Annotated in this window: 20 protein-coding genes and 1 pseudogene; 7 read left to right on the top strand and 14 right to left on the bottom strand. The window is 64.2% G+C overall.

What is annotated here, in order from left to right; all coding sequences use genetic code 11:
- Positions 1-45 precede the first annotated feature (45 nt).
- Entirely contained in the window at positions 46-273 is a 228-nt protein-coding gene (locus OKW35_RS21485) for a hypothetical protein (protein WP_187610566.1), read from the top strand.
- A gap of 188 nt (positions 274-461) precedes the next feature.
- Here the strand turns inward: OKW35_RS21485 and OKW35_RS21480 are convergent, their stop codons facing one another.
- Together OKW35_RS21480 and OKW35_RS21475 are read right to left on the bottom strand one after the other, a co-directional pair.
- Complete coding sequence (locus OKW35_RS21480; protein WP_429553085.1) at positions 462-2690, bottom strand: NADP-dependent isocitrate dehydrogenase; 2229 nt, start codon at positions 2688-2690, stop codon at positions 462-464.
- Between the two features lie 403 nt (positions 2691-3093).
- A complete protein-coding gene (locus OKW35_RS21475) occupies positions 3094-3330 on the bottom strand; it encodes a hypothetical protein (protein ID WP_429553084.1) in 237 nt (78 codons plus the stop codon).
- Between OKW35_RS21475 and OKW35_RS21470 the strand changes: the two are divergent.
- Positions 3317-3606: pseudogene (locus OKW35_RS21470) on the top strand (substrate-binding domain-containing protein); the annotation flags it as partial. The gene OKW35_RS21475 and the pseudogene OKW35_RS21470 sit on opposite strands and share 14 nt — an antisense overlap.
- Before the next feature lie 46 nt (positions 3607-3652).
- Here OKW35_RS21470 and OKW35_RS21465 read toward each other — a convergent pair.
- The 9 genes from OKW35_RS21465 to OKW35_RS21425 all read right to left on the bottom strand — a co-directional run bounded on the left by OKW35_RS21465 (position 3653) and on the right by OKW35_RS21425 (position 12442).
- Positions 3653-4003 (bottom strand): type II toxin-antitoxin system ChpB family toxin, encoded by a 351-nt coding sequence (locus OKW35_RS21465; RefSeq protein WP_184046355.1) that lies wholly within the window; start codon positions 4001-4003, stop codon positions 3653-3655.
- The gene (locus OKW35_RS21460) at positions 3997-4248 is read right to left on the bottom strand and encodes an AbrB/MazE/SpoVT family DNA-binding domain-containing protein (protein ID WP_429553083.1); all 252 of its coding nucleotides are present in this window, start codon (positions 4246-4248) and stop codon (positions 3997-3999) included. Before OKW35_RS21460 ends, OKW35_RS21465 begins: the two co-directional genes overlap by 7 nt.
- Positions 4249-4438: 190 nt before the next feature.
- Positions 4439-5323, bottom strand: coding sequence for an alpha/beta fold hydrolase (locus tag OKW35_RS21455; protein ID WP_429553082.1), 885 nt, complete (start codon positions 5321-5323; stop codon positions 4439-4441).
- Positions 5324-5404: 81 nt separating this feature from the next.
- Positions 5405-6667 carry a 3-(3-hydroxy-phenyl)propionate transporter MhpT gene (mhpT, locus tag OKW35_RS21450; protein WP_429553081.1) on the bottom strand — a complete coding sequence of 421 codons (1263 nt, stop codon included), beginning with the start codon at positions 6665-6667 and terminating at the stop codon, positions 5405-5407.
- Positions 6668-6768: 101 nt separating this feature from the next.
- Positions 6769-7800: a 4-hydroxy-2-oxovalerate aldolase gene (gene dmpG / locus OKW35_RS21445; RefSeq protein WP_184061639.1), complete on the bottom strand. Its 1032-nt coding sequence runs from the start codon at positions 7798-7800 to the stop codon at positions 6769-6771.
- Positions 7801-7813: 13 nt separating this feature from the next.
- The gene (locus OKW35_RS21440) at positions 7814-8764 is read right to left on the bottom strand and encodes an acetaldehyde dehydrogenase (acetylating) (protein ID WP_184046345.1); all 951 of its coding nucleotides are present in this window, start codon (positions 8762-8764) and stop codon (positions 7814-7816) included.
- Between the two features lie 35 nt (positions 8765-8799).
- Positions 8800-9609 (bottom strand): 2-keto-4-pentenoate hydratase, encoded by an 810-nt coding sequence (locus OKW35_RS21435; protein ID WP_429553080.1) that lies wholly within the window; start codon positions 9607-9609, stop codon positions 8800-8802.
- 18 nt (positions 9610-9627) lie between these two features.
- Complete coding sequence (locus tag OKW35_RS21430) at positions 9628-10578, bottom strand: 3-carboxyethylcatechol 2,3-dioxygenase (protein ID WP_429553079.1); 951 nt, start codon at positions 10576-10578, stop codon at positions 9628-9630.
- A 1-nt stretch (position 10579) separates the two neighbouring features.
- Positions 10580-12442 carry a bifunctional 3-(3-hydroxy-phenyl)propionate/3-hydroxycinnamic acid hydroxylase gene (locus OKW35_RS21425; protein WP_429553078.1) on the bottom strand — a complete coding sequence of 621 codons (1863 nt, stop codon included), beginning with the start codon at positions 12440-12442 and terminating at the stop codon, positions 10580-10582.
- 220 nt (positions 12443-12662) lie between these two features.
- On the opposite strand from OKW35_RS21425, the gene OKW35_RS21420 reads away from it, so the two are divergent.
- The gene (locus OKW35_RS21420) at positions 12663-13502 is read left to right on the top strand and encodes a DNA-binding transcriptional regulator (RefSeq protein WP_429291702.1); all 840 of its coding nucleotides are present in this window, start codon (positions 12663-12665) and stop codon (positions 13500-13502) included.
- A 153-nt stretch (positions 13503-13655) separates the two neighbouring features.
- Here OKW35_RS21420 and OKW35_RS21415 read toward each other — a convergent pair whose 3' ends face one another.
- The 3 genes from OKW35_RS21415 to OKW35_RS21405 all read right to left on the bottom strand — a co-directional run bounded on the left by OKW35_RS21415 (position 13656) and on the right by OKW35_RS21405 (position 16891).
- Positions 13656-14696, bottom strand: coding sequence for an ABC transporter substrate-binding protein (locus tag OKW35_RS21415; protein WP_429553077.1), 1041 nt, complete (start codon positions 14694-14696; stop codon positions 13656-13658).
- Positions 14697-14822: 126 nt separating this feature from the next.
- Positions 14823-16211 (bottom strand): sensor histidine kinase, encoded by a 1389-nt coding sequence (locus OKW35_RS21410; protein ID WP_429553076.1) that lies wholly within the window; start codon positions 16209-16211, stop codon positions 14823-14825.
- A gap of 2 nt (positions 16212-16213) precedes the next feature.
- Positions 16214-16891, bottom strand: coding sequence for a response regulator (locus tag OKW35_RS21405; protein ID WP_018423692.1), 678 nt, complete (start codon positions 16889-16891; stop codon positions 16214-16216).
- 281 nt (positions 16892-17172) lie between these two features.
- On the opposite strand from OKW35_RS21405, the gene OKW35_RS21400 reads away from it, so the two are divergent.
- From OKW35_RS21400 to OKW35_RS21385, 4 genes are all read left to right on the top strand, one after another.
- The gene (locus OKW35_RS21400; RefSeq protein WP_018423693.1) at positions 17173-18192 is read left to right on the top strand and encodes an ABC transporter substrate-binding protein; all 1020 of its coding nucleotides are present in this window, start codon (positions 17173-17175) and stop codon (positions 18190-18192) included.
- A 39-nt stretch (positions 18193-18231) separates the two neighbouring features.
- Positions 18232-19026: an ABC transporter ATP-binding protein gene (locus OKW35_RS21395; RefSeq protein ID WP_184024643.1), complete on the top strand. Its 795-nt coding sequence runs from the start codon at positions 18232-18234 to the stop codon at positions 19024-19026.
- Between the two features lie 16 nt (positions 19027-19042).
- Positions 19043-19906 carry an ABC transporter permease gene (locus tag OKW35_RS21390; protein WP_184061632.1) on the top strand — a complete coding sequence of 288 codons (864 nt, stop codon included), beginning with the start codon at positions 19043-19045 and terminating at the stop codon, positions 19904-19906.
- 287 nt (positions 19907-20193) lie between these two features.
- Positions 20194-21672: a tetratricopeptide repeat protein gene (locus OKW35_RS21385; RefSeq protein ID WP_429553075.1), complete on the top strand. Its 1479-nt coding sequence runs from the start codon at positions 20194-20196 to the stop codon at positions 21670-21672.
- Positions 21673-21718 lie beyond the last annotated feature (46 nt).

The following is a 21718-nucleotide window of genomic DNA, read 5'->3' as shown; positions in this document are numbered from 1 at the left end:
CGTCACGAATCGCGGCTTTTTTTATTGGCAACTGGGAGACTAAAAATGAAAGGCTTTCGCTTTGGTTCGACGCAGGGAGCGTTCTACATTCTGCCGGGTCAGGACGGCTGGGAAGCCACCTACGGCAACGAAACGCTCGGAGAATTCCCGAGCCCGCAACAGGCCGCCGACGACCTCGCGCGCGGTCTGAGCTGCGAGCATCTGTCGGAGCTCGACACGTCGACGCTCGAAATTCCGGAGAAGCTCGCCGATTGGGAAATCGTTCACGTATAAGGACGGGCATGACCGACGGCGACGTAGCAGTGACAGTAGAAACGACAATGGCGCCCGAAGGCGCCATTGTCGTATTTGCGGTCCTGCTTGCGGCTTTGTCCGCGGTTGTACTGCGTGCTTACCGCGCGGCTTTCGGGGCCAGCGCAGGTGCGGCCGCGGCGCTTACCGCATCAGTCGCCCGCGCGAGTTCAAGCCACCGAATCGACGATTGCGTTCAGCGTCGCGCTCGGGCGCATCGCCTTGCCAGTCAGCTCGACGTTCGGACGGTAGTAGCCGCCGATATCCACCGGCTTGCCCTGCGCCGCGCCGAGTTCCGCGACGATCTTCGCCTCGTTGTCGGCCATCGCCTTCGCGACGCCCGCGAACTGCGCCTGCAGCGCGGCATCGTCGGTTTGCGCGGCCAGTGCTTCGGCCCAGTACATCGCGAGGTAGAAGTGGCTGCCGCGATTGTCGATACCGCCGATCTTGCGCGCCGGCGACTTGTCGTTGTCGAGGAACTTGCCAGTCGCCTGATCGAGCGTCTTCGCAAGAATCTGCGCCTTCGGGTTGTGATACGCGGAGCCCAGATGCTCAAGCGATGCCGCCAGCGCGAGGAATTCACCGAGCGAATCCCAGCGCAGGAAGCCTTCCTCGACCAGCTGCTGCACGTGCTTCGGCGCCGAACCGCCCGCGCCGGTTTCGAACATGCCGCCACCGGCCATCAGCGGAACGATCGACAGCATCTTCGCGCTGGTGCCCAGTTCCATGATCGGGAACAGGTCGGTCAGGTAGTCGCGCAGCACGTTGCCGGTGACCGAGATCGTGTCCTTGCCGGCGCGGATGCGCTCGACCGAGAACTTCGTCGCTTCGACCGGCGTCATCACGCGGATGTCGAGACCGTTCGTGTCGTGATCCTTCAGGTACTGCTCGACCTTCCTGATGATCTGCGCATCGTGCGCGCGCGCCGCGTCGAGCCAGAATACGGCCGGCGTGTTGGAAGCGCGGGCGCGGTTCACCGCGAGTTTGACCCAGTCGCGGACCGGCGCGTCCTTGGTCTGGCACATACGGAAGATGTCGCCCTGTTCCACCGGCTGCTCGAGCAGCACCGCGCCGGCTTCGTCGGTGACGCGGACCACGCCGTTCGCCGGGATCTGGAACGTCTTGTCGTGTGAACCGTATTCTTCGGCGGCTTGTGCCATCAGCCCGACGTTCGGCACCGTGCCCATCGTGACCGGGTCGAACGCACCGTGCTTCTTGCAGTCTTCGATCACCGCCTGGTACACACCGGCGTAGCAACGGTCCGGAATCACCGCCTTCGCGTCGTGCAGCGCGCCATCGGCGCCCCACATCTTGCCCGACTCGCGGATCATCGCCGGCATCGATGCGTCGACGATCACGTCGCTCGGCACGTGCAGGCTCGTGATGCCCTTGTCCGAGTTGACCATCGCGAGCGGCGGACGCTGTTCGTACTGCGCCTTGATGTCGGCTTCGATCGCCGCGGCCGTTTCAGCCGGCAGATCCTTCAGACGCGCGTACAGGTCGCCGATACCGTTGTTCGGGTTGAAGCCGACCTTGGCCAGCGCTTCCGCATGCTTCGCGAGCACGTCCTTGTAGAACACCGACACCACGTGACCGAAGATGATCGGGTCCGAGACCTTCATCATCGTGGCCTTCAGGTGCACCGAGAACAGCACGCCGTTCGCCTTCGCCTCGGCGATCTGCGCTTCGATGAAGCTGCGCAGCGCGTTCTTGCTCAGCACCGACGCGTCGATGATTTCGCCTGCCTGCACCGGCGTCTTCGCCTTCAGGACCGTGATCGTGCCGTCGGCGGCGGCCAGTTCGATCTTCACGCTACCGGCCTGCGCGACCAGCGCCGACTTCTCGCTGCCGTAGAAATCGCCATCGCTCATGTGCGAGACGTGCGATTTCGAGTCCGCGCTCCATGCGCCCATCTTGTGCGGATGCTTGCGCGCGTAGTTCTTCACCGACAACGGCGCGCGGCGGTCCGAATTGCCTTCGCGCAGCACCGGGTTCACCGCGCTGCCCTTGATCTTGTCGTAGCGGGCCTTGACGTCCTTCTCGGCGTCGGTCGTCGCGACGTCCGGGTACGACGGCAGCTTATGGCCCTGGTCGCGCAGCTCGGCGATCGCGGCCTTCAACTGCGGCACCGACGCGCTGATGTTCGGCAGCTTGATGATGTTCGCTTCCGGGCGCATGGTGAGTCTACCGAGCTCCGCCAGATCGTCGGAAGCCTTCTGCTCCGCGCTCAGGTAGTCCGGAAATGCGGCAATGATCCGGCCGGCGAGCGAGATGTCACGCGTTTCGACGAGCACGTCGGACGAGCGCGTGAACGCCTTGACGATCGGCAGCAGCGAGTACGTCGCCAGTGCGGGCGCTTCGTCGGTCAGGGTGTAGATGATCTTCGGCGGTGTGGACATGATTAATGCTTTGCTAGGAAGTGATAGACAGAGCGTTGGCAGTCGAAGCCAGCGCAAATCGTGGCACGACGGCGACGGCGTCAGTTCGGCACGACGCAACCCCGCGACCTTCGTTTTGCGATACGACCGAGAGTATATGCGCGTTTTCCACTAAATGTGACCAGACAAACAGGTCGCGAGACCCTACCCAAACGGGTCGATCCATGACTGGCAAGGGTTTGCGGCCGATTACCTCGGTCTTAAGACAGATATCTTATAGATGACTTGCGGGATATTATTTTTGGATGAATGCGAATTGGTCGCATTGACGAGCCGCAAATGCCGCCACCGAGCCGTGACTGCTGGCCCTCCACTTGCCGACGATTGGGCGCTTCGAAGATGCGCTTGCGCCGCCGCCGGCTCCTCACGCCCGCGCTTCGCGCGTCACGACGTCCTGCGCCGGCGTCGTCGACGGACGGCGCACGAGCGTCCATAGCAGGCTCGCGCCGATCAGATCGCCAAAGCCGAGCGCCACGAAAAACGGCGTATAGCCGACGCGGCTCACGAACCAGTCCATCGTCATCGTGAACGCGAAATTGCCGAGCCCCGCGACGAGCGCGGCGAGTCCCGTCACCGTGCCGACTTCGCGCGACGTTTCCATCGCTGGATTCGACAACGTGCCGTATGGCGAGTACGCGTCGCCGGCGCTGACCTCGGTAGACTTTCAGAGCGAGAAGATGGGTGAACTCGCGATGATGAAGCTGATCGACGACTGCACGGTACGGGCGAAGAAAGCGCGGGTTATTCGATGCTTGATCCGCATCTGGTGGTGCGGGAGTCGACGGTTAGGCGGGAGTTGGGAGAGGCAGCGGACGACGCCGCGGGTAGTGATGGGCGGGTGCCGAAGAGTGTGACCCGGATGCCGGCGGCGCAGTGATGGGGTCGCTCGCCGCGGATTGGTTTAGTTCGTATCGTCTTTCCCGTCATTCCAGAATCGTTTGAAGTCGGGCGAGCGCGTCCTCGACTACCTCGGCCGGAGCGCGCTCGACTTTGCGTGCGCCGCGGGCCTCGAGGTCCAGAGTGCGCACCATATTCACCAGAGCCACCCCCTGAGTCTCTGTTCCCGAACCCGAGAGCGGTACCGCGAACCCAGCGTATCGAGCGAACTCCCCCCCCTGCGTGATCGGCGCAACGAGCGCGACCCCAAGAGCATTGAATGCGGCAGGCGACAAAACCAGCGCGGGACGGAAATCGCCTTGCTGCTCCTTGCCAGGCGTCGGATTCAGGCTCACGCGCACGATATCGCCGCGCTCGAACTTGATGCGCCTTACCATGCTTCGCGCCCCGCCGGCTTGACATCACTCCAGACGTCGAGATCGGCTGGCAGTGGCGCCTTCGGATCGCACTGCGCGACGAGTTCATCCAGTGAATACTTGCGACGCGCAGGCGTAAGCAACACCCCCTCGGGGCGCACGTCCGCATTCAGCGAACTGCCCACCGACGCATGAATTTGCTCCAACAACACGGCCGGCAACCGTACTGCAGCGCTGTTGCCCCACTTCTGAATCTTGAGTTTCATATCCCAGCTCCAAATGTATATCCATTGTAGATACGCACAGCGAAAACAGCAAGTCGCCCGTATCTACATTGACTCTACATTTGGACCTTGAAATCGCCTATTAGTCGGCGAAGAAAAGAACCCAAACCTAAACGAGGCAACCAGCCCGCCGCCGCAACGACGCACCAGTCGCCCACAACGACAACCCTGCTTAATGCCCGCGTCCCAGGAACTCCCCCACCATCCGGTTGAACTTGTCCGCATGCTCCCACTGCGCCCAATGCCCGCAGCGGCCGAACACATGCAGATCGGCGTTCGGCATCCCGGCAACGAGCCGCAGTCCGATGTCCATCGGCACGAAACGATCGTCGCGCCCCCAGATCACGAGCGTCGGCGCGGTTACTTCGCCAAGCCGCGGCCCGTAGTCGTTGAACTGCTTCGGATTCGCGGCGAGGCTCGCGACGAAGTTCTCGAGGTGATCGCGGCGCGCCAGCATGTTCGCGAGGCGCGCTTGCATCAGGTCGTCGGTCAACGCCTTCGTGTCGAACACGAAGACGCTCATCATGCGCTGCAGGTTCTCGATGGTCGGGTTGCGGTACAGCCCTTGCAGCAGCTTGATGCCTTCGGTCGGCATCGGCACGAACTGGCTCGGGCCGCCGGTGCCGCCGCCCATCAGCACGAGCTTGCCGACGCGTTGCGGCTCGGCGAGCGCGAACGCGACCGCGCTATGCCCACCCATCGAGTTGCCGATGATATGCGCGCGTTCGATATCGAGCGCATCGAGCAGCGCCTTCAGGCAGCGCGCGTTCAGTTCCGAGCGCGAGCCCTTGCAGACGATCGGGTCGCTCTTGCCCCAACCGAGGCAGTCCATCAGGATCACGCGATAGCCCGCCGCGACGAGCGGCTCGACGTTCCGATTGAAGTTGGCCCAGCCGGTCGCGCCCGGTCCCGAGCCGTGCAGCATCACGACCGTTTTCTCACCCTGCCCCACGTCGTTGTAGTGGAGCTGCATCTCGCGGCCGTCTTCGGTGATCCGCACGAATCGGCTGGTCGCTTCCTCGGTGATCGCCGCTGCTTGTGTGTTGGTGTTGCTCATGTCGAATTCCTTTGTTTCACGGATTAAGTGACCGCGAGTCGCCGTTGACGGCGGACCCGCGCGGTATTTCGGGCTGCCAAGCTATTGCGCGGCCACCGGGGTATAACGAAGTGTCGAGCGATTCACGACGAGCCACGCGCCAATCGCGGCGAGCGCGATCAGCGGAATGCTCGCGCCGAGCAGCACGCTCGCACCCTGACCGATCGCGAGCAGTTGCCCCGCGATCAACGGTCCGAGGATCGAGCCGAGACGGCCCACCGCCACGGCCGCGCCGACGCCGGTGCCACGCACTTCGGTCGGGTACAGGCTGCTCGCCAGCGCATACAACACCGACTGGCCGCCGACCAGGAACAGCCCCGCGAGCAGACCGCCCCACGCCATCGACGTGCCGCCATTCGCGCTCAGCAACGCGCCAAGCGCAACGACGATGCCGACATACATGCCCGCGACCGTGCGGCGCCGGCCCATCCGGTCCATCATGCCGGCGATCACGATCGCGCCGATGCCGCCGCCGATGTTGAACATCATCTGTACGACACCGGACTGGACGCGCGTCAGACCGCGAGTCAAGACGAGCGACGGCAGCCAGTTGATCAGGAAATACAGCACGATCAGCGTGCCTAGATAGCTGATCCACAACGCGATCGTCGTGCCCGCGCGCCCTTCCTGCCACAGCGCGTGCGTCACGCTAGCCGACGCATCGCGTCGCGCGCCTTTGGTTGCACGCGCCGCGACGAACTGCGCCGACTCGCGCAGGAACAGCGCAAGCAGCGGCAGCACCAGCAACGGCCCGAAGCCGCCGACGTAGAAGATATGCCGCCAGCCCGCGTCGCCCGGACTGATGATGCCGACCACCGCCGCGAGCGCCGCGCCGAACGGCATGCCGCAATACATGGCGCCGACCGCGGTGTTGCGCTGATGGGGCGGCGCCGCTTCCGAGCACAGCGCGATCAGATTCGGCATCGCTGCGCCAAGACCGAGGCCGGTCAGAAAGCGCGCGGCGAGCAGGCTGTTCAGGTCCCACACCTGCGCGGTCGCGAGCGAGAAGATGCCGAATAGCGCGACCGACCACATCAGCACGCGCTTGCGCCCGAGCCGGTCGGCGAGACGTCCGCCGATCGCGGCTCCTGGCAGCAGCCCGAACGCGCCGATGCTGAACGTCCAGCCCATCTGCGCGACCGCGAGATGAAATTCGCGCGCCATGCGCGGTGCCGCGAGGCCGGTCGATTGCAGGTCCACGCCTTCGAGCAGCGCGACGATCAGGCAGAGCCCGATCGTCAGCGCGCCGCCGGCAAGAGTTTTCGTCGACTGTGTTGTTTGCGTTGCTTGCGTTGACTGCCGCATAAAAGTCTCCAATGTTGAGTCAGCGTCGCTCTTGCGGCGACCTTGCTGGATGAAATGAACGCTGCGCGCGCGGCATGCGGCGCCGTCGCGCAGCGTCCGGGTCATGAAGCCACTGCGTCGGTTGCGTGCGCGCGCTTCAGATCCAGTGCGACGTCGACGATCATGTCTTCCTGGCCGCCCACCATGCGGCGTTTGCCCAGCTCGACGAGAATGTCCACGGTCTTCAGGCCGTATTTCTTCGCGGCCACTTCCGAGTGGCGCAGGAAGCTCGAATACACCCCCGCATAGCCGAGCGCGAGCGTTTCGCGATCGACGCGCACCGGCCGGTCCTGCAGCGGACGCACGATGTCGTCCGCGGCGTCCATCAGCGTGTAAAGGTCGGTGCCGTGATTCCAGCCCATGCGCTCGGCCGCCGCGATGAACACTTCGAGCGGCGCGTTGCCCGCGCCGGCGCCCATGCCCGCGAGCGATGCATCGATACGGTCGCAGCCCTCTTCGACCGCGACCATCGAGTTGGCCACGCCCAGCGACAGGTTGTGGTGCGCGTGCATGCCCGTCTGCGTTTCGGGTTTCAGCACCGCCTTCACCGCGCGGAAGCGGTCGCGCACGTCGTTCATCGTCAGCGCGCCGCCCGAGTCGACCACATAGATGCAGGTCGCGCCGTAGCTCTCCATCTTCTTCGCTTCGATGGCGAGGTTCTCCGGCGTGGTCATGTGGCTCATCATCAGGAAGCCGACCGTGTCCATGCCGAGTTCGCGCGCGTATTCGATGTGTTGCTTCGAGATGTCCGCTTCCGTGCAATGCGTGGCGACGCGCACCACGCGAGCGCCCGCGTTGTATGCGGCCTTCAGATCGTGGATCGTGCCGATGCCAGGCAGCAGCAGGGTCGCGATCTGAGCGTGCTCGACCACGTCAGCCACCGCTTCGATCCATTCGAGGTCGCTATGCGCGCCGAAACCGTAGTTGAAGCTCGAACCCTGCAGGCCATCGCCGTGGGCAACTTCGATGCTGTCCACCTTTGCGCGGTCCAATGCGCGTGCGATGTCCTGCACGTTCCGGATCGAGTACTGGTGACGAATGGCGTGGCTGCCGTCGCGCAGCGTCACGTCGGAGATATACAGTTTCTTGTCCATGCGGGAAGTCTCCTTAAGCCTCTGATGCCTGCACGAGCGCCTGCGCCATGCGCTCCGCGGTCGCGAGCGCGGCCGAAGTCATGATGTCGAGATTGCCCGCATACGCAGGCAGATAGTGCGCGGCGCCTTCGACCTCGATGAAGACCGAGGTCTTCAGACCGCTGAACTTGCCGAGGCCCGGAATGTTCAGCGGCGCGCTCGCGCTGATTTCGTCGAACTGCACCTTCTGCTTCAGGCGATAGCCCGGCACGTACGCCTGCACCGCGGCGGCCATCTGCTCGATCGACTGCTCGACCTTGTCGAGGTCGGCCAGCTCCGACAGCGTATAGACCGTGTCGCGCATCATCACCGGCGGCTCGGCCGGGTTGAGTACGATGATCGCCTTGCCCTTCGCGGCGCCGCCGACCACTTCGATCGCCTTCGACGTGGTCTCGGTGAATTCATCGATGTTCGCGCGCGTGCCTGGGCCCGCTGACTTGCTGCTGATCGACGCGACGATCTCCGCGTAATGCACCTTCGCGACGCGCGACACGGCCGCGACCATCGGAATGGTCGCCTGTCCGCCGCACGTGACCATGTTCACGTTCGGCGCGTCGAGATGCGTGTCCAGATTGACGACCGGCACGCAGTACGGGCCGATCGCCGCCGGCGTCAGATCGATCACGCGAATCGAGGGCTTCAGCTTTCGCAACAGCGCATCGTTCTTGACGTGTGCGCCGGCCGAGGTCGCGTCGAACACGAAGTCGATGTCGTTGAACACGGGTAGACGAGTCAGACCTTCGACACCATCATGCGTGGTCGCGACGCCAAGCCGCGCGGCGCGCGCGAGGCCGTCGGAGTTCGGATCGATGCCGACCATCGCCGCAACTTCGAGATGCTTGCCGTGACGCAGGATCTTGATCATCAGATCGGTGCCGATGTTGCCCGAGCCGATGATCGCGGCCTTCAGTTTTTCGCTTGCCATATGAGTTCCCAATCGAGTGCTTGCGAGTGCATGTTTTATGCGGAAAAAGTCGCGCGGACGCTGCCGAGACCTTCGATCTGCGCGCAGTAGGTGCCCGGCTCCTTGACGGCGACCATCGGGCCCAAAGCGCCCGTCATCAGCACGTCGCCGGCACGCAGCGGCGTGCCGAGCCGGACCATGCGATCCGCGAGCCAGGCGGCGGCATTCAGCGGATTGCCGAGACACGCGGCACCATTGCCGCGCGACAGGACTTCCGCATCCTTCGATAGCGTCATTGCGCAGGCCGCGAGATCGATATCGCGCAGTAGGACCGGCCGGCTGCCGAGCACGAAGCGCGCGCTCGACGCGTTGTCCGCGACCGTATCGACGAAACGGATGTTCCAGCCTTCGATGCGGCTGTCCACCACTTCGATCGCCGCGACCGCATACGCGGTTGCGCGCATCAGATCGGCGTACGTGTGGCGCTCGTGCAGCAGATCGTGTTCGAGCACGAGCGCGATCTCCGCTTCGACCTTCGGCTGGATCAACTGCTCGAGAGGAATCGGCTGGCCGTCGCCATACGCCATCGATGCGAACAGCGCGCCGAAGTCAGGCTGGTCGACACCGAGTTGACGCTGCACCGCCGGCGACGTGAGTCCGATCTTGCGGCCGACGACGCGCTCGCCCGCCGCGATGCGCGCGGCCACGTTGGCCTGCTGCACCGCGTACGCGAGCTCCTCGGCGTCGGCCGGGTTCGACAGGTCGACGAAACACTGGTCGTCGCGCAACGGCGCGATGGTCGCGCGCGTACGTTCCGATTCGCGCAGGCACAGGGCGAGCGCGTCTATATTGCTTTGAGTGGTCATAGCGGGTTCCTGATTCGGTTAGACGTGGGAAGTCACGGGTCGGGCATGCATCGCGCCAAAGCCCGCGATCCATTCGGGGATCGGACGGTAGTAATCGAGCGACGCGCGATACGGGCCGCTCGCGTTCAGTGCGCCGAACGCGGCGATCCACGTGCGGATTTCGTGCGCGGACTTGCCGGCCTCGCGCGTGATCGCGCGGTTGGTGAAACCGTCGAGCGCGGTGAGTTCGCCGTCTTCGAGCAGCTTCAGGAACGCGCGATCCCATTCCGGATTGAGCGGATGCAGACGGCTGTCGCCCGCGGCGAACGCGCGCGCCGCCGCGATCGTGCGCGCCTCACGCGCCGCACGCGATTCGGCCGACGGATTGCGGCCCGCGATCAGACGCTCGGCGACTTCCTCGCTCGCGCCCGCGAGTTCCGGCACCGGCGGCTCGTGCGAGATGCCGCCCGAGCCGATCACGAGCACGCGTTGCTTCGAGCGTGCGAGCGCTCGACCCAACGCATCGCCGAGCAGACGCGCGCGGCGGCATGAAGCCATCGGCGCGGCCACCGAATTGATGAATACCGGCACGACCGGATATCGATCGAGGCCGCCCGTCAGGATCTCCAGCGCTTGCGCGCAACCGTGATCGACCTGCATGCGGTACGAGACGGCGACGTCGACGTCGCTCGCGAGCACCGCTTCGGCAAGGTCGAGCGCGGTATCGACGGGCACGTCCAGCGGACCGGCGAGGCTCTTGAAGTCGCCGATCGCGCTCGCCGATGCGCCGATGCAAAACGGCGGCATCACGTCATAGAAGAAACCGTTGTAATGATCGGGCGCGAACACGACGACTAGTTCGGGATCGAACTCGACGACGCGCGCACGCGCTGCCGCATGCACGCGCTCGACTTCCGCGACGACTTCGGGCGCGGGATCGTAATAGCCGTGCAACGGCGTGTGCGAAAGGCATTCGAGCAGCATCGGCATATCAGGCTCCGGCGGTTGCTGCGGTGGCGAAAATGGCGACGGCATCGGGCGCGAACGCTGCTTCGTTGCCAGAACCGGCCACGTCGGCCCGCCCCGCCAGGTCGAGATGCAGCTGCCGCGCGAGTTCGACGACGAGTTGCGACACCCGCTGCGGCGAGCCCATGCCCGCGACGAAACGATCGGGACGCAACAGCACGACCGATTCCGGCACTCGCGTGAACCAGTCCTTCAGCCGCGTGTTCACATCGCCGATCGCGATGACGTCTTCTGGCACGTCGTCATGGAAAGACAACTGCGTATCCGGCTTCGCGACCACGAAGCAGCCGCCGAGCCGCTGCCAGATCGCGCGCGCCTGCTCCGACAAACCGAAGGTCGGTTCCGCGCCCCAGCCGACGATCGCGAAGCGGTTGCCGAGCACGTCGTCGAGTCGCACGACCTCGCCGCTCACCGTGCGCACGCGCGGTTGAATGAACATGCGGCCGACCGGCGAATGACAATGCGGGTCGCGCCCATACACGAGACGGCCGAGCCGCGACTCGCGCTTCTCGCTCATCAGACCGAGCAGGCGGCCCGGCGCCGAATGCCCCGAGCGTTCGAGCACGCGCGCGAGCCAGCCACGCTTGCGCGGCGTGCGCGCCAGCAATACGACGCCGCTTTCATAGCGTGGCATCGGCTTGAAACGCATTTCGACGAAGTAGCGCTTGACCGCCGGGAACCAGTTGAACGTACGCACGAACGCGTCGCGAAACTTGATGCCGAAGCGGCTCGTCGGCGCGAAGATGTCGCCCGCGACCTCAGAGAGGTGGATCATCGAGCGCGCATGCGAACGGCGCTCGGCGGTGTAGCTATCGAGCAGCGCATCGCCGGCGACGCCCTTGACCACCATCGCGAGTTTCCAGCCGAGGTTGCTCGCGTCGCGAATACCGCTGTTGTAGCCCTGGCCCTGCCACACCGGCATGATGTGCGCGGCGTCGCCGGCGAGCAGCACGCGCTTCACGCGGAAGCTGCTCGCGAGGCGCGCGTTGTGCGTATAGACGCGCTTGCGGATGTAGTCGACCTTCTCCGGCTCGGCGACCACCGTGCGGATCAGCGCGGCCATGTTCTCCGGCTTCGACAGCTCTTCCTCGGTCTCGCCGGGCATCACCATGAATTCGAAGCGGCGAATCCCGTGCGGCAGCGCGGCCGACACATACGGGCGCCGCGGATCGCAATGCATGTACACGTGCGGCGAGCCGATCGGGTCGTTGCGCACGTCGACGACGATCCACTGATTCGGTTTCGTACGGCCCTCGAACGGCACGTCGAGGGTGCGGCGCACGAAGCTGTTGCCGCCGTCCGCACCGACCATGTACGACGCGCGGATCGTGCGGCGGCCGCTCTGCGCATGTTCCGCTTCGATCGTGACGCCGCTGCCGTCCTGCGTGAACGAGTCGACCGTATGGCCGAACAGCACCTCGACATGCGGGAAGCGTTGCAGGCCGTCGTACAACACGCGATCGGCCAGCGGCTGAATGAACGCGTTGCGGCGCGACCAGCCGAATTCGTCGGTGCGCGGCTCGATCGATGCGAAGCAGTGACCGTTGCTCGTGACGAAGCGCATCCAGTGATCGGGGGTCGTGTGCGGCAGCAATGCATCGGCGAGGCCAACCGACTGAAACACGCGCAGCGCTTCGTCATCGAGGCCGATTGCGCGCGGATAGTCGATGATCCCGTCGAGCTTTTCGATCAGCACGACGCGCACGCCCTGCAGGCCGAGATAGTTGGCGATCATCAAACCGACCGGGCCGGCGCCGATGATCGCGACGTCGGTGGTGACGGGTCCACTGTGGCCTTGCGCGGCCACCGGGTCGAGCGGTTGGGGCATGTTGTCTCCGTATGTCGACCAGAGTGACCGGGTCGAGATATTCACGGAGCGCGGCGGCGGGAACCGGCTGTCGCCATGGCGAAAAATCGCCTGCGGGCAACAGCTTGCGTCTCCATGAAATCGTTGATTTGTTGGCAGTCTAGGACCGGCCACCTGGCCGCTCAACAAAATCTGGAAATTGTGCATAGAATGCACATAGTTGATTTGATTGAGGTTTCAAGTGACCAAATACACGAATGTGCGAGGTCTGTCGCGCGGCTTGCAGGTCCTGCAGGCGCTCAACTCGATGGACAGCGGCCGCGCGACGAGCCAGCAGATCAGCGAGCTGACCGGCCTGCATCGCACCACCGCGCGGCGGCTGCTCGAAACGTTGATGGAGGAAGGCTTCGTGCGGCGCAGCGCGTCGGACGACAGCTTCCGGCTCACGCTGAAGGTGCGCGCGCTGAGCGAAGGCTTCACCGACGACGAACGTATCGCGACGATCGCGCCGCCGGTGATGGGGCGTCTGCTGCAACGCGTCGCGTGGCCGTCCGATCTGACCACGCCCGACGGCGACGCGATGATCGTCCGTGAGACCACGCACCGCTTCAGTCCGCTATCGTTTCATCGCGCGATGGTCGGCCGCCGTTTACCGATCCTGCTGACCGCGGCGGGTCGCGCGTACTTCGCGATGTGCCCCGACGAGGAGCGCGAGGACATTCTCGATCTGCTGCGCGCGGGCGCGGGCGGCGAGGAGCAGAAGGCGCTCGCGTCGAACGACGCGTTGATTCGCAGTCTCGTGCGACGCGTGCGCGCGGATGGGTTCGGCTCGAATCACGGCGACTGGGCGGATCAGGGGAAGATCGGCGCGGTTGCCGTCGCGATCGTGTTCGAGGAACGCGTGCTCGCGAGCTTGAACGTAGTGTTTCTGTCGCGCGCGGTGTCGCTCGCGGAAGCGAAGCGGCGCTATGTGCCCGAGTTGCAGACGGCCGCGCGGGAGATGGTCGAGGAACTCGCGGCGCAGACCCGCGCGAGGAGCGAAGCGGGCAAGACGCGTGCGGGACGCGAGCGCAAGTCGTGAGGTGGCTTTCGCAAGCCGTCCCGCAACTCAGAACCGCGTGCGAATGCCCGTCGTCAATTGCAACTGGTTCTTCGCGCCAAACGTCGTCGCGACGACGCAACCATTGTGAAGCTTCATCTTGTGCTCGAAGCGACCCCCGCGGTCAACCCGCTTTCAAGGCTTCACCTCATCGACGAACCGATTGGTAAACGTGCGCGACAGATCGATATGCCGCCCCTTCACCGCCGGATTGAAGCTCGACAGTACCTTCAGCACCGTCTGCGGACCGTCGGCTGGCATCTTGCCGTCGACGGTGTACATCGGCAGCGAGGCCTGCAATGCGCTGATATACAGCGCCCTGTCGTTGCCGATGTCTTCTTTTGGCATCTGCGCGGCGATTTGTTCCGCGTTGTGGGTGCGCATATAGCGCAGCGTCTTGACGAATGCGCGCGCGAGTTTCGCGGCTTCGTCGGCATGCGCGTCGAGCCACGTGCTTTGCACATAGAGGCTCGACGCCGGATACATGCCGCCGAGCGCGGCGCGCGTGCCATCGACATTGCGCATGTCGACGAGTACTTTGGCGTCGCCCGCTTTCAATAGTCGAGTGACGGTCGGCTCGGTCGTCATACCCGCGTGAATGCGTCCTTGCCGCATCGCCGCGATGAAACTGCTGTCCGCGCCGACCGGCAGCAGCGTGTATTGCGTGGACCGCACGCCCGCGCGCTGCGCGAGGTACTGCGTGAGAAAACTCGTCGAGGAACCGAGCCCCGTCACGCCGAGCGTTTTACCGCGCACGTCGGCCATGCTCCGGATCGAATCGGCCGATTTCGCCGCGACCAGTTGCACTTCGCCGGGCACCTGGCTGAACACGACGATCGTCTTCACTTCCTTGCCGCGTGTCTGCAGATCGATCGTGTGATCGTAGAAGCCGACCACGCCCTGCACCGCGCCCGCGAGCATTTCATTTTCGCCGTCTATTCCAGTCGGCTGCGACAGCAGTTCGACGTCGAGCCCTTCGGCCTTGAAATAGCCTAGCCGTTCGGCAAGACGCGCCGGCAGATAGATGAGCTTGTTGGTACCACCCACCATGATCGCGAGTTTCTCCGGCGCGGCGGCTTGCGCAGGCGTCGCGAGTCTCGCGAGCGCGCACAGCGCGAGCGACGCCGCGACGGCGGCATAGGCCGCGCGCGAGAAACGCGTCAAGGAAAGCTTCATTGGGGGTGTCTCCGTTATCTTGTGTCCGGGCGCCGCGCGGGTCGCCTGCCCGTGATTTCGAAGGTGCGAACCCTTCCCGATGCTTTCACGGCTGTGCATGTTGCGCGAACCTCGGGTTTGTCCCGATCACTTCGGCGTCGCGCGCGGAAACGTCACGGCGATATGCACACCCTTGCCGCCCTCGCCCGCCTTCAGCGTGATCTCGCCGTGATGGGCGTCCGCGATTTCGCGCACGATCGCAAGACCGAGGCCCGTGCCCTCGGTATCCGTCGACGCACGAAAGAACGGCTCGAACACGCGGCTGCGCGATTCGGCCGGAATGCCGGGGCCGTTGTCGGTCACGCTGACCGTCACCGCATTGGCCGCGGTATCAGCGTTCACGACGGCGACCGTCACGTGACCACCGCTGCCCGTATAGCGAATCGCGTTCTCGGCGAGATTCGCGATCAGTGCCTGCAACAAGCCGCGATGTCCGAGCACCGGCGCCGCGCCGTGCAATTCCGCGCCCAGATCGATTTCACGTGCCTGCGCGAGCAGGGCGAGATCTTCGACGACCTCCATCGCGAGTGGCACCAGATCGACGCGTTCCATGGCGAGCTGCGAGTTGTCGGCGGCCTCGGCCTGCGCGAGCAAAAGCAGCTTGTTGGTGAGCCCGACCATCGAGCGGTTGCTTCGATGCATCGCGGCAAGCGCTTCGTCGAGCGCGGGATTGAGGCCTTCCTGCTGCCGCGCGAATTGCAGTTGCGTGCCGAGCAGCGTGAGCGGCGTGCGCAACTGATGCGCGGCGTCGGCGATAAAGCGCCGCTGCGCCGCCACCTGCACGCCGAGCCGCGCGATGCACTGATTGATCGCATCGACGATGGGCCGCAGTTCCGTATGCAGACGCTCGACCCGAATCGGTTCGAGCTGCATCGGATCGCGGTCGGCCACCTCGTCTTTCACCTTCATCAACGGCCGCAACTCGAACGTGAGCCCGATGCAAACGAGCGCCACCGCCAGCGCGATCATTTCGAGCTGGCGCACGAGTTGCGGCCGCCACAGCTGTTGCGTCATCGCATCGCGCGAGCGCACGGTCTTGCCGACCGTCACGCGCACGGGACGCGTCGCGCCGTTGTCGTACATGAGCCGCACGATGTCGACAGCGCGCACCTGCTGGCCGTGCAACTGCGTGTAGTACGAATCCGGCACGTCGGGCGCCCGCAGCGGACGCGGCGGGAAATCAGGCGTACCCGCGAGCAGCCGCCCATCGTCGACACGCACGCTATAGAACACCTGGTCGCGATATGGCGATGCGAAGATCTCGAGCGCAGCGGGCGGCACATCGACACGCAGAAAGCCGTCGCTCCATTCGACCTCGCCCGCGATCATCCGCGCCGACGCGACCAGCTGATTGTCCTGCACCAGATTCGCGGTGTGCCGCGCGTTGTCGTACTCGGTCTTGCCGGTCACGAACACATAAAGCGCGAGCGGTACGAGCAGCCACCACAGCAGGCGTATGCGTAGGCTATTGGCCATCGTTACTGGTCGTCTTCCCGCTTGCGCAGCAGATAGCCGAGCCCGCGCAGCGTGACGATCGCGGCCGAGCTGCCATCGAGCTTCTTGCGCAGACGCGAAATGTAGATCTCGACTGCATCCTCGCTCGGCTCGTCGGCGAGCGTGAAGATCGCATCGACGAGCGCCGGCTTCGTCACCGTCTTGCCGAGGCGCAGGATCAGCGCTTCGAGCACCGAACGCTCGCGCGGCGTCACGTTCAGCGGCGCGCCCTTCAGCGTGAACTGGCGCGTGTCGATGTCGAACGACAGATCGCCGCACACCACCTCGCCCGCTTTCGACGGCGACTGCCGCCGAATCGCCACCTTGATGCGCGCGATCAGCTCGCGCACTTCGAACGGCTTCACCAGATAGTCGTCGGCGCCGGCGCCGAGCAGCTCCACCTTCTCGTCGATCGAGCCGCTTGCGGTGAGGATCAGCACCGGCGTCGCGTCGCCACGCTGACGCAGCCGGCGCAGCACGTTCTTGCCCGACAGCTTCGGCAGGTTCAGGTCGAGCAGGATCACGTCGTAGTGATTGGTGCGCAGCAGGCGGTCGGCTTCATCGCCGTCCTGCACGGCGTCGAGCGCGAAGGCCTCCTGCTCCAGCATCTTCGCGAGCCAGTGCGCAAGCGTGGGGTTGTCTTCGATCAGCAGCAGCTTCATGGCGGCAACGGCAAAAGTCAGGTCGTCGATTGTGCCTTAAAACAAGAGGGCCGCGCGCATACCGTGTGGTTTGCCGCATACGTCCAGTGCCCGCCGCGAGCGCAGTGCCGATCCGCGCGCAATGTCGGCGCATTTTTGGCGCATTTTCGGGTTAACACCCATGTTTTGCGCCAAACCCCGAAAGCTGCCAGAAGGTTTCGCGTTTCTATAATCGCCCCCATTGACCCAGAAAAGCGCCGCGCACCACGGGGTCGCGGCGACCCACCTAAGGAGACTGCTTCATGCGTACCTTGCGCCAGATTGCCGCTGTGTCAGGAGTTGCGTTCGCCCTTGCCGCCGCTTCGGCCGCCGCTCACGCCGAGAAAATCACGATCATGGTCGGCGGCGCCACCAAGATCATCTATCTGCCGGCCAAGCTCACCGAGCAGCTCGGTTACTTCAAGGACGAAGGCCTCGACGTCGAGATCCTGTCGCAGCCGGCCGGTGTCGATGCGGAGAACGAACTGCTCGCGGGCGCGGTGCAAGGCGTGGTCGGCTTCTACGATCATACGATCGACCTGCAGAGCAAGGGCAAGGAAGTGCAGGCGCTCGTCGTCTTCGGCCAGGTGCCGGGCGAAGTAGAAATGGTCTCGACGAAGGCGGCCGATTCGCTGAAGAGCATGGCCGACGTCAAAGGCAAGACGCTCGGCGTGACCGGCCTCGGTTCGTCGACCAGCTTCCTCACGCAGTACCTCGCGCAGCGCGCGGGCGTGCCGTCGACGCAATACACGATGTTGCCGGTCGGCGCGGACAACAGCTTCATCGCCGCCGTCAAGCAAGGCCGCATCGACGCCGGCATGACCACCGAGCCGACCGTCTCGCAACTGCTCAAGACCGGCGACGCGAAGGTGCTGGTCGACATGCGCAACGTGGACGGTACGCGCGCCGCGCTCGGCGGCACCTACCCCGCTTCGAGCTTCTATGTGCAGCGCGCGTGGGCCGAAGCGCACAAGGACGAGGCCGCGAAGCTCTCGCATGCGTTCGCGAAGACGCTGAACTACATCGCGACGCATAGCGCCGAGGACATCGCCGCGCAGATGCCGAAAGACTACTACGGCAACAACAAGGACCTGTACGTGAACGCGCTGAAGGCGTCGCTGCCGATGTTCACGAAGGACGGCAAGATGCCCGCCGACGGCCCGGATACGGTGCTGAAGGTGCTGTCCGCATTCAATCCGTCGGTGAAGGGCAAGCATATCGATCTCGCCAAGACCTACACCAACGACTACGTGTCGGCGCCGGTCAAGACCGCGTCAAAGTAACGCTTCTTTCATCTTCACAGAACTGCGAGGCACCCGCCGATGAATCAACCTATGTCACGCGAGACGCCAGCGATCGAAATGCGCAACGTGTCGTGCCGTTTCATTTCCCCGGACGGCAAGGCCACGATCGCGCTGCGCGACTTCAGCATGTCGGTGGCACGCGGCGAATTCGTCGCGGTGGTCGGCCCGACCGGCTGCGGCAAGTCCACCACGCTCAGCATGATCACCGGCTTGCTGAAGCCGACCACCGGCGAAGTGCGCGTGATGGGCGCGCCGGTGGACGGCATCGATCCGCGCATCGGTTTCGTGTTTCAGGCCGATGCGGTGTTTCCGTGGCGCTCGGTGCTCGACAACGTCGCGGCGGGTCCGCTGTATCGCGGCCGCTCAAAATCGGCCGCTTACGATGAAGCGAACGAATGGCTGCGCCGCGTGGGCCTCGACAAGTTCGGCAAGCACTATCCGCATCAACTGTCCGGCGGCATGCGCAAGCGCGTCGCGCTTGCGCAGACCTTCATCAACAAGCCGGAAATCCTGCTGATGGACGAGCCGTTCTCGGCGCTCGACATGCAGACGCGCACATTGATGCAGGACGAGTTGCTGCAATTGTGGGGCGGCGCCGGCTCGGTCGTGTTCGTCACGCACGACCTCGAAGAAGCGATTGCGCTCGCCGACCGCGTGTTCGTGCTAACTGCCCGCCCCGCCACGCTGAAGAAAGTCTACGAAATCGATCTGCCGCGACCGCGCGTCACATCGGAGATCCGCTACGACTCACGCTTCATCGAAATTTCGCGCGATATCTGGCATGACCTGCGCGAAGAAGTGCAGATCGGTTAATCAAGGAACGGCAAACATGTCTACACCCTCTCAACAGATGATGCCCTCGGGCATCGACGCCGCGTCGCTCGCTCACGTCGAGCGTATTGCGCAGAAGAAGATCCGCCAGCGCCAGGTTCTGGTGATTTCGCTGCGCATTCTCCTGCTCGTGGTCGTGCTCGGCGGCTGGGAACTGTCCGCGCGCCTGAAGTGGATCGACCCTTTCTTCTTCTCGATGCCGACCGAGATCTTCGCTCAGATCGTCGACTGGTTCGTGAACGGTACCTCGCAAGGGCCGCTGCTCACGCAGGTGTGGGTCACGCTCGAGGAAACGGGGCTCGGCTTCATCATCGGTTCGATCGGGGGCATCTTCTGCGGCATCGTGCTCGGCCGCAACAAGCTGCTCTCCGACGTGTTCAGTCTCTACATCAAGATCGCCAACTCGATCCCGCGCGTCGTGCTCGGCTCGGTGTTCGTGATCGCGCTCGGGCTCGGCATGGCATCGAAAGTCGCGCTCGCGGTCGTGATGGTGTTTTTCGTCGTGTTCGCCAACGCGTTCCAGGGCGTGCGCGAAGCGGATCGCTACATGATCGCGAATGCGCAGATTCTCGGCGCGTCGCGCCGTCAGGTGACGACCTCGGTCGTGATTCCGTCGGCGCTGAGCTGGATTCTCGCGAGCCTGCACGTGAGCTTCGGCTTCGCGCTGGTCGGCGCGGTGGTCGGTGAGTTTCTCGGCTCGAAGCAGGGCATCGGCTTGCTGATCTCCACCGCGCAGGGCGCGTTCAATGCCGCCGGCGTGTTCGCGGCGATGATCGTGCTGGCGGTGGTCGCGCTTGCCGCCGACTACCTGCTGACCGCGGTGGAGAGTCGATTGTTGAAGTGGCGGCCGAGTTCGGTTTAAGCCACGGCAGCGCAGAATCCACAAACAGTAGTTCGCTTCACCGATGCCGCTCAGTCTTCTGGACTGAGCGGCATTTTTATTTGCTAAGGCACATCCTGTCTCCCGCCAGCAAACTGTTTTTCGCAAATACGTTGGTCACCTCGCAACACTTCTTTCTTTCAATCCCCCACCAGAAGCCAACATCCGGCTGCCAGCCGGTTCCATGCGCTATGGCACGCTCGATGCATACCCCACCGCGCAAGTCAGGCGATTGCCAACATCGATCGCGGATCGAAGCGAGGTGAGTCATGTCGAGTGCACAGAGTCAACGCAGGTCAACCAACGGGTACGGCGACCCGTTCATGCGCGCCAACACCGCGAATCGCCGCGATCGTCATCATTCGAGCGGATTCGTGCTGTTCGGCTTGCGCACCGCCGGTGTGATCGGCCGCGGACCGAAACGCCTCTGGCCGTATGTCCTGCCCTGGCTGTTCATCCTACTGACGATCGGTTCCATCTGCCTCGTCGTGCGCGGCGTGCTCACGCGTCAATTGCTGGTACCGCCGGTGGAGACACCGCAAACGTTGACCGAGCGCGGCTATACGGCGAACTTTCTCGCCGAGCGGATCATGTCGGATATGAAGGAAATCGGCCAGGATGCCGAATCGATTCCGCACGACACGATGACCAGCAACGACGCGCAGCAGGACATCCAGATTCCGGGTCAGGAAATGTCGTATGCGACGACGGTGCGCTTCATCAAAGGCGTGCTCAAACGCGACGATGTCGCCGTGCACATCGGCATCACGAAGACGAATAGCAGCGCGGATTCATACGTCGCGCACGTGCAGATAGAACACGGACCGTTCAACGGCCGCGAAAGCACGGTGCCGTTCGAAGGGCGCGACCTCGAAAAGCTCGTGCACGACATCGCAGTCACGGCGATGCGCCTCGCCGAACCTAACATCCTCGCCAGTCATCTGTTCACGCAGGTCCAAAAAAAGACCAAATGCTCGCTCGCGCAATGCGACTATCGCGAGATCGTCGGGATCTATGACGAAGTCCTCGCGTTGCCCTCATCCGAGCAAGCCCAATGGGCAGTCGCGGGTAAGGCGTGGTTGCTCGACAGTCAGCAGCGCTCGACAGAAGCCGAGCAGCAGATCCGTGAAGCATTGACCCAATACAAGCACTCGGCGGTGCTGCGCGCGAGTCTCGGCATTGCGCTCGAACAGCAGAACCGCATCGACGATGCGCTAAAGGAACTGCGGGCCGGCGCGAAGGAAAAGTCGCACACCGCCGAAAACCTGCGACTGCTCGGTGACGTGCTGTTGCATTCGAAGAAGCACGATCGCGAAGCACTCGAAGCATTCAGGCAGGCCGCCAGGATGAACCCCGACTCCGTCGACACGCTGCACGACTGGGCCGAGGCGCTCGTCAAAACCGGCCACGACGACGAAGCGATCGACAAGCTGTCGCACGCCGTCGCGTTGCGTCCCGATCTCGCGCCGTCCTATGTGGAATGGGGCCACGCGCTGGAACACAAAGGCGCGCTGCGCGAGGCCGCGCGCAAGTATGCACAGGCATTGCAGCTCGACGCCGGCACGTTGTCGGCGCGCGAACGCGAGCTGGCGCTCTCGACGGACGCATCGCCCGACGAAGCCGACACCCGGACATCGAGGCCTGACCTGCGCGTCAAGCCCGTTTCGAATCCCATGACGTCGTACCCGCTTCGGGCATCGCTCGATACGGTACGCGACGCCGTAGGACGGGCGATGCGAGCGGCCTGAGCCGCGCGCATTCGCCATTTGAGTTGGCAACACAGCCGAACAGGAG

It is taken from the genome of Paraburkholderia sp. MM5477-R1 (genome assembly GCF_050436385.1).
Taxonomy (GTDB): domain Bacteria; phylum Pseudomonadota; class Gammaproteobacteria; order Burkholderiales; family Burkholderiaceae; genus Paraburkholderia; species Paraburkholderia tuberum.
This window is presented reverse-complemented; position numbering and strand designations above follow the sequence as displayed.

Bases quoted from the DNA above. Each gene is read 5' to 3' on its own strand.
- OKW35_RS21405 (WP_018423692.1), bottom strand. From the start codon at position 16,891: ATGAAGCTGCTGCTGATCGAAGACAACCCCACGCTTGCGCACTGGCTC.
- OKW35_RS21475 (WP_429553084.1), bottom strand. From the start codon at position 3,330: ATGGAAACGTCGCGCGAAGTCGGCACGGTGACGGGACTCGCCGCGCTC.
- OKW35_RS21460 (WP_429553083.1), bottom strand. From the start codon at position 4,248: ATGAAACTCAAGATTCAGAAGTGGGGCAACAGCGCTGCAGTACGGTTG.
- OKW35_RS21435 (WP_429553080.1), bottom strand. From the start codon at position 9,609: ATGACCACTCAAAGCAATATAGACGCGCTCGCCCTGTGCCTGCGCGAA.
- mhpT (WP_429553081.1), bottom strand. From the start codon at position 6,667: ATGCGGCAGTCAACGCAAGCAACGCAAACAACACAGTCGACGAAAACT.
- OKW35_RS21455 (WP_429553082.1), bottom strand. From the start codon at position 5,323: ATGAGCAACACCAACACACAAGCAGCGGCGATCACCGAGGAAGCGACC.
- OKW35_RS21480 (WP_429553085.1), bottom strand. From the start codon at position 2,690: ATGTCCACACCGCCGAAGATCATCTACACCCTGACCGACGAAGCGCCC.
- OKW35_RS21440 (WP_184046345.1), bottom strand. From the start codon at position 8,764: ATGGCAAGCGAAAAACTGAAGGCCGCGATCATCGGCTCGGGCAACATC.
- OKW35_RS21410 (WP_429553076.1), bottom strand. From the start codon at position 16,211: ATGGCCAATAGCCTACGCATACGCCTGCTGTGGTGGCTGCTCGTACCG.
- OKW35_RS21395 (WP_184024643.1), top strand. From the start codon at position 18,232: ATGAATCAACCTATGTCACGCGAGACGCCAGCGATCGAAATGCGCAAC.
- OKW35_RS21430 (WP_429553079.1), bottom strand. From the start codon at position 10,578: ATGCCGATGCTGCTCGAATGCCTTTCGCACACGCCGTTGCACGGCTAT.
- OKW35_RS21425 (WP_429553078.1), bottom strand. From the start codon at position 12,442: ATGCCCCAACCGCTCGACCCGGTGGCCGCGCAAGGCCACAGTGGACCC.
- OKW35_RS21415 (WP_429553077.1), bottom strand. From the start codon at position 14,696: ATGAAGCTTTCCTTGACGCGTTTCTCGCGCGCGGCCTATGCCGCCGTC.
- dmpG (WP_184061639.1), bottom strand. From the start codon at position 7,800: ATGGACAAGAAACTGTATATCTCCGACGTGACGCTGCGCGACGGCAGC.
- OKW35_RS21385 (WP_429553075.1), top strand. From the start codon at position 20,194: ATGTCGAGTGCACAGAGTCAACGCAGGTCAACCAACGGGTACGGCGAC.
- OKW35_RS21485 (WP_187610566.1), top strand. From the start codon at position 46: ATGAAAGGCTTTCGCTTTGGTTCGACGCAGGGAGCGTTCTACATTCTG.
- OKW35_RS21390 (WP_184061632.1), top strand. From the start codon at position 19,043: ATGTCTACACCCTCTCAACAGATGATGCCCTCGGGCATCGACGCCGCG.
- OKW35_RS21465 (WP_184046355.1), bottom strand. From the start codon at position 4,003: ATGGTAAGGCGCATCAAGTTCGAGCGCGGCGATATCGTGCGCGTGAGC.
- OKW35_RS21400 (WP_018423693.1), top strand. From the start codon at position 17,173: ATGCGTACCTTGCGCCAGATTGCCGCTGTGTCAGGAGTTGCGTTCGCC.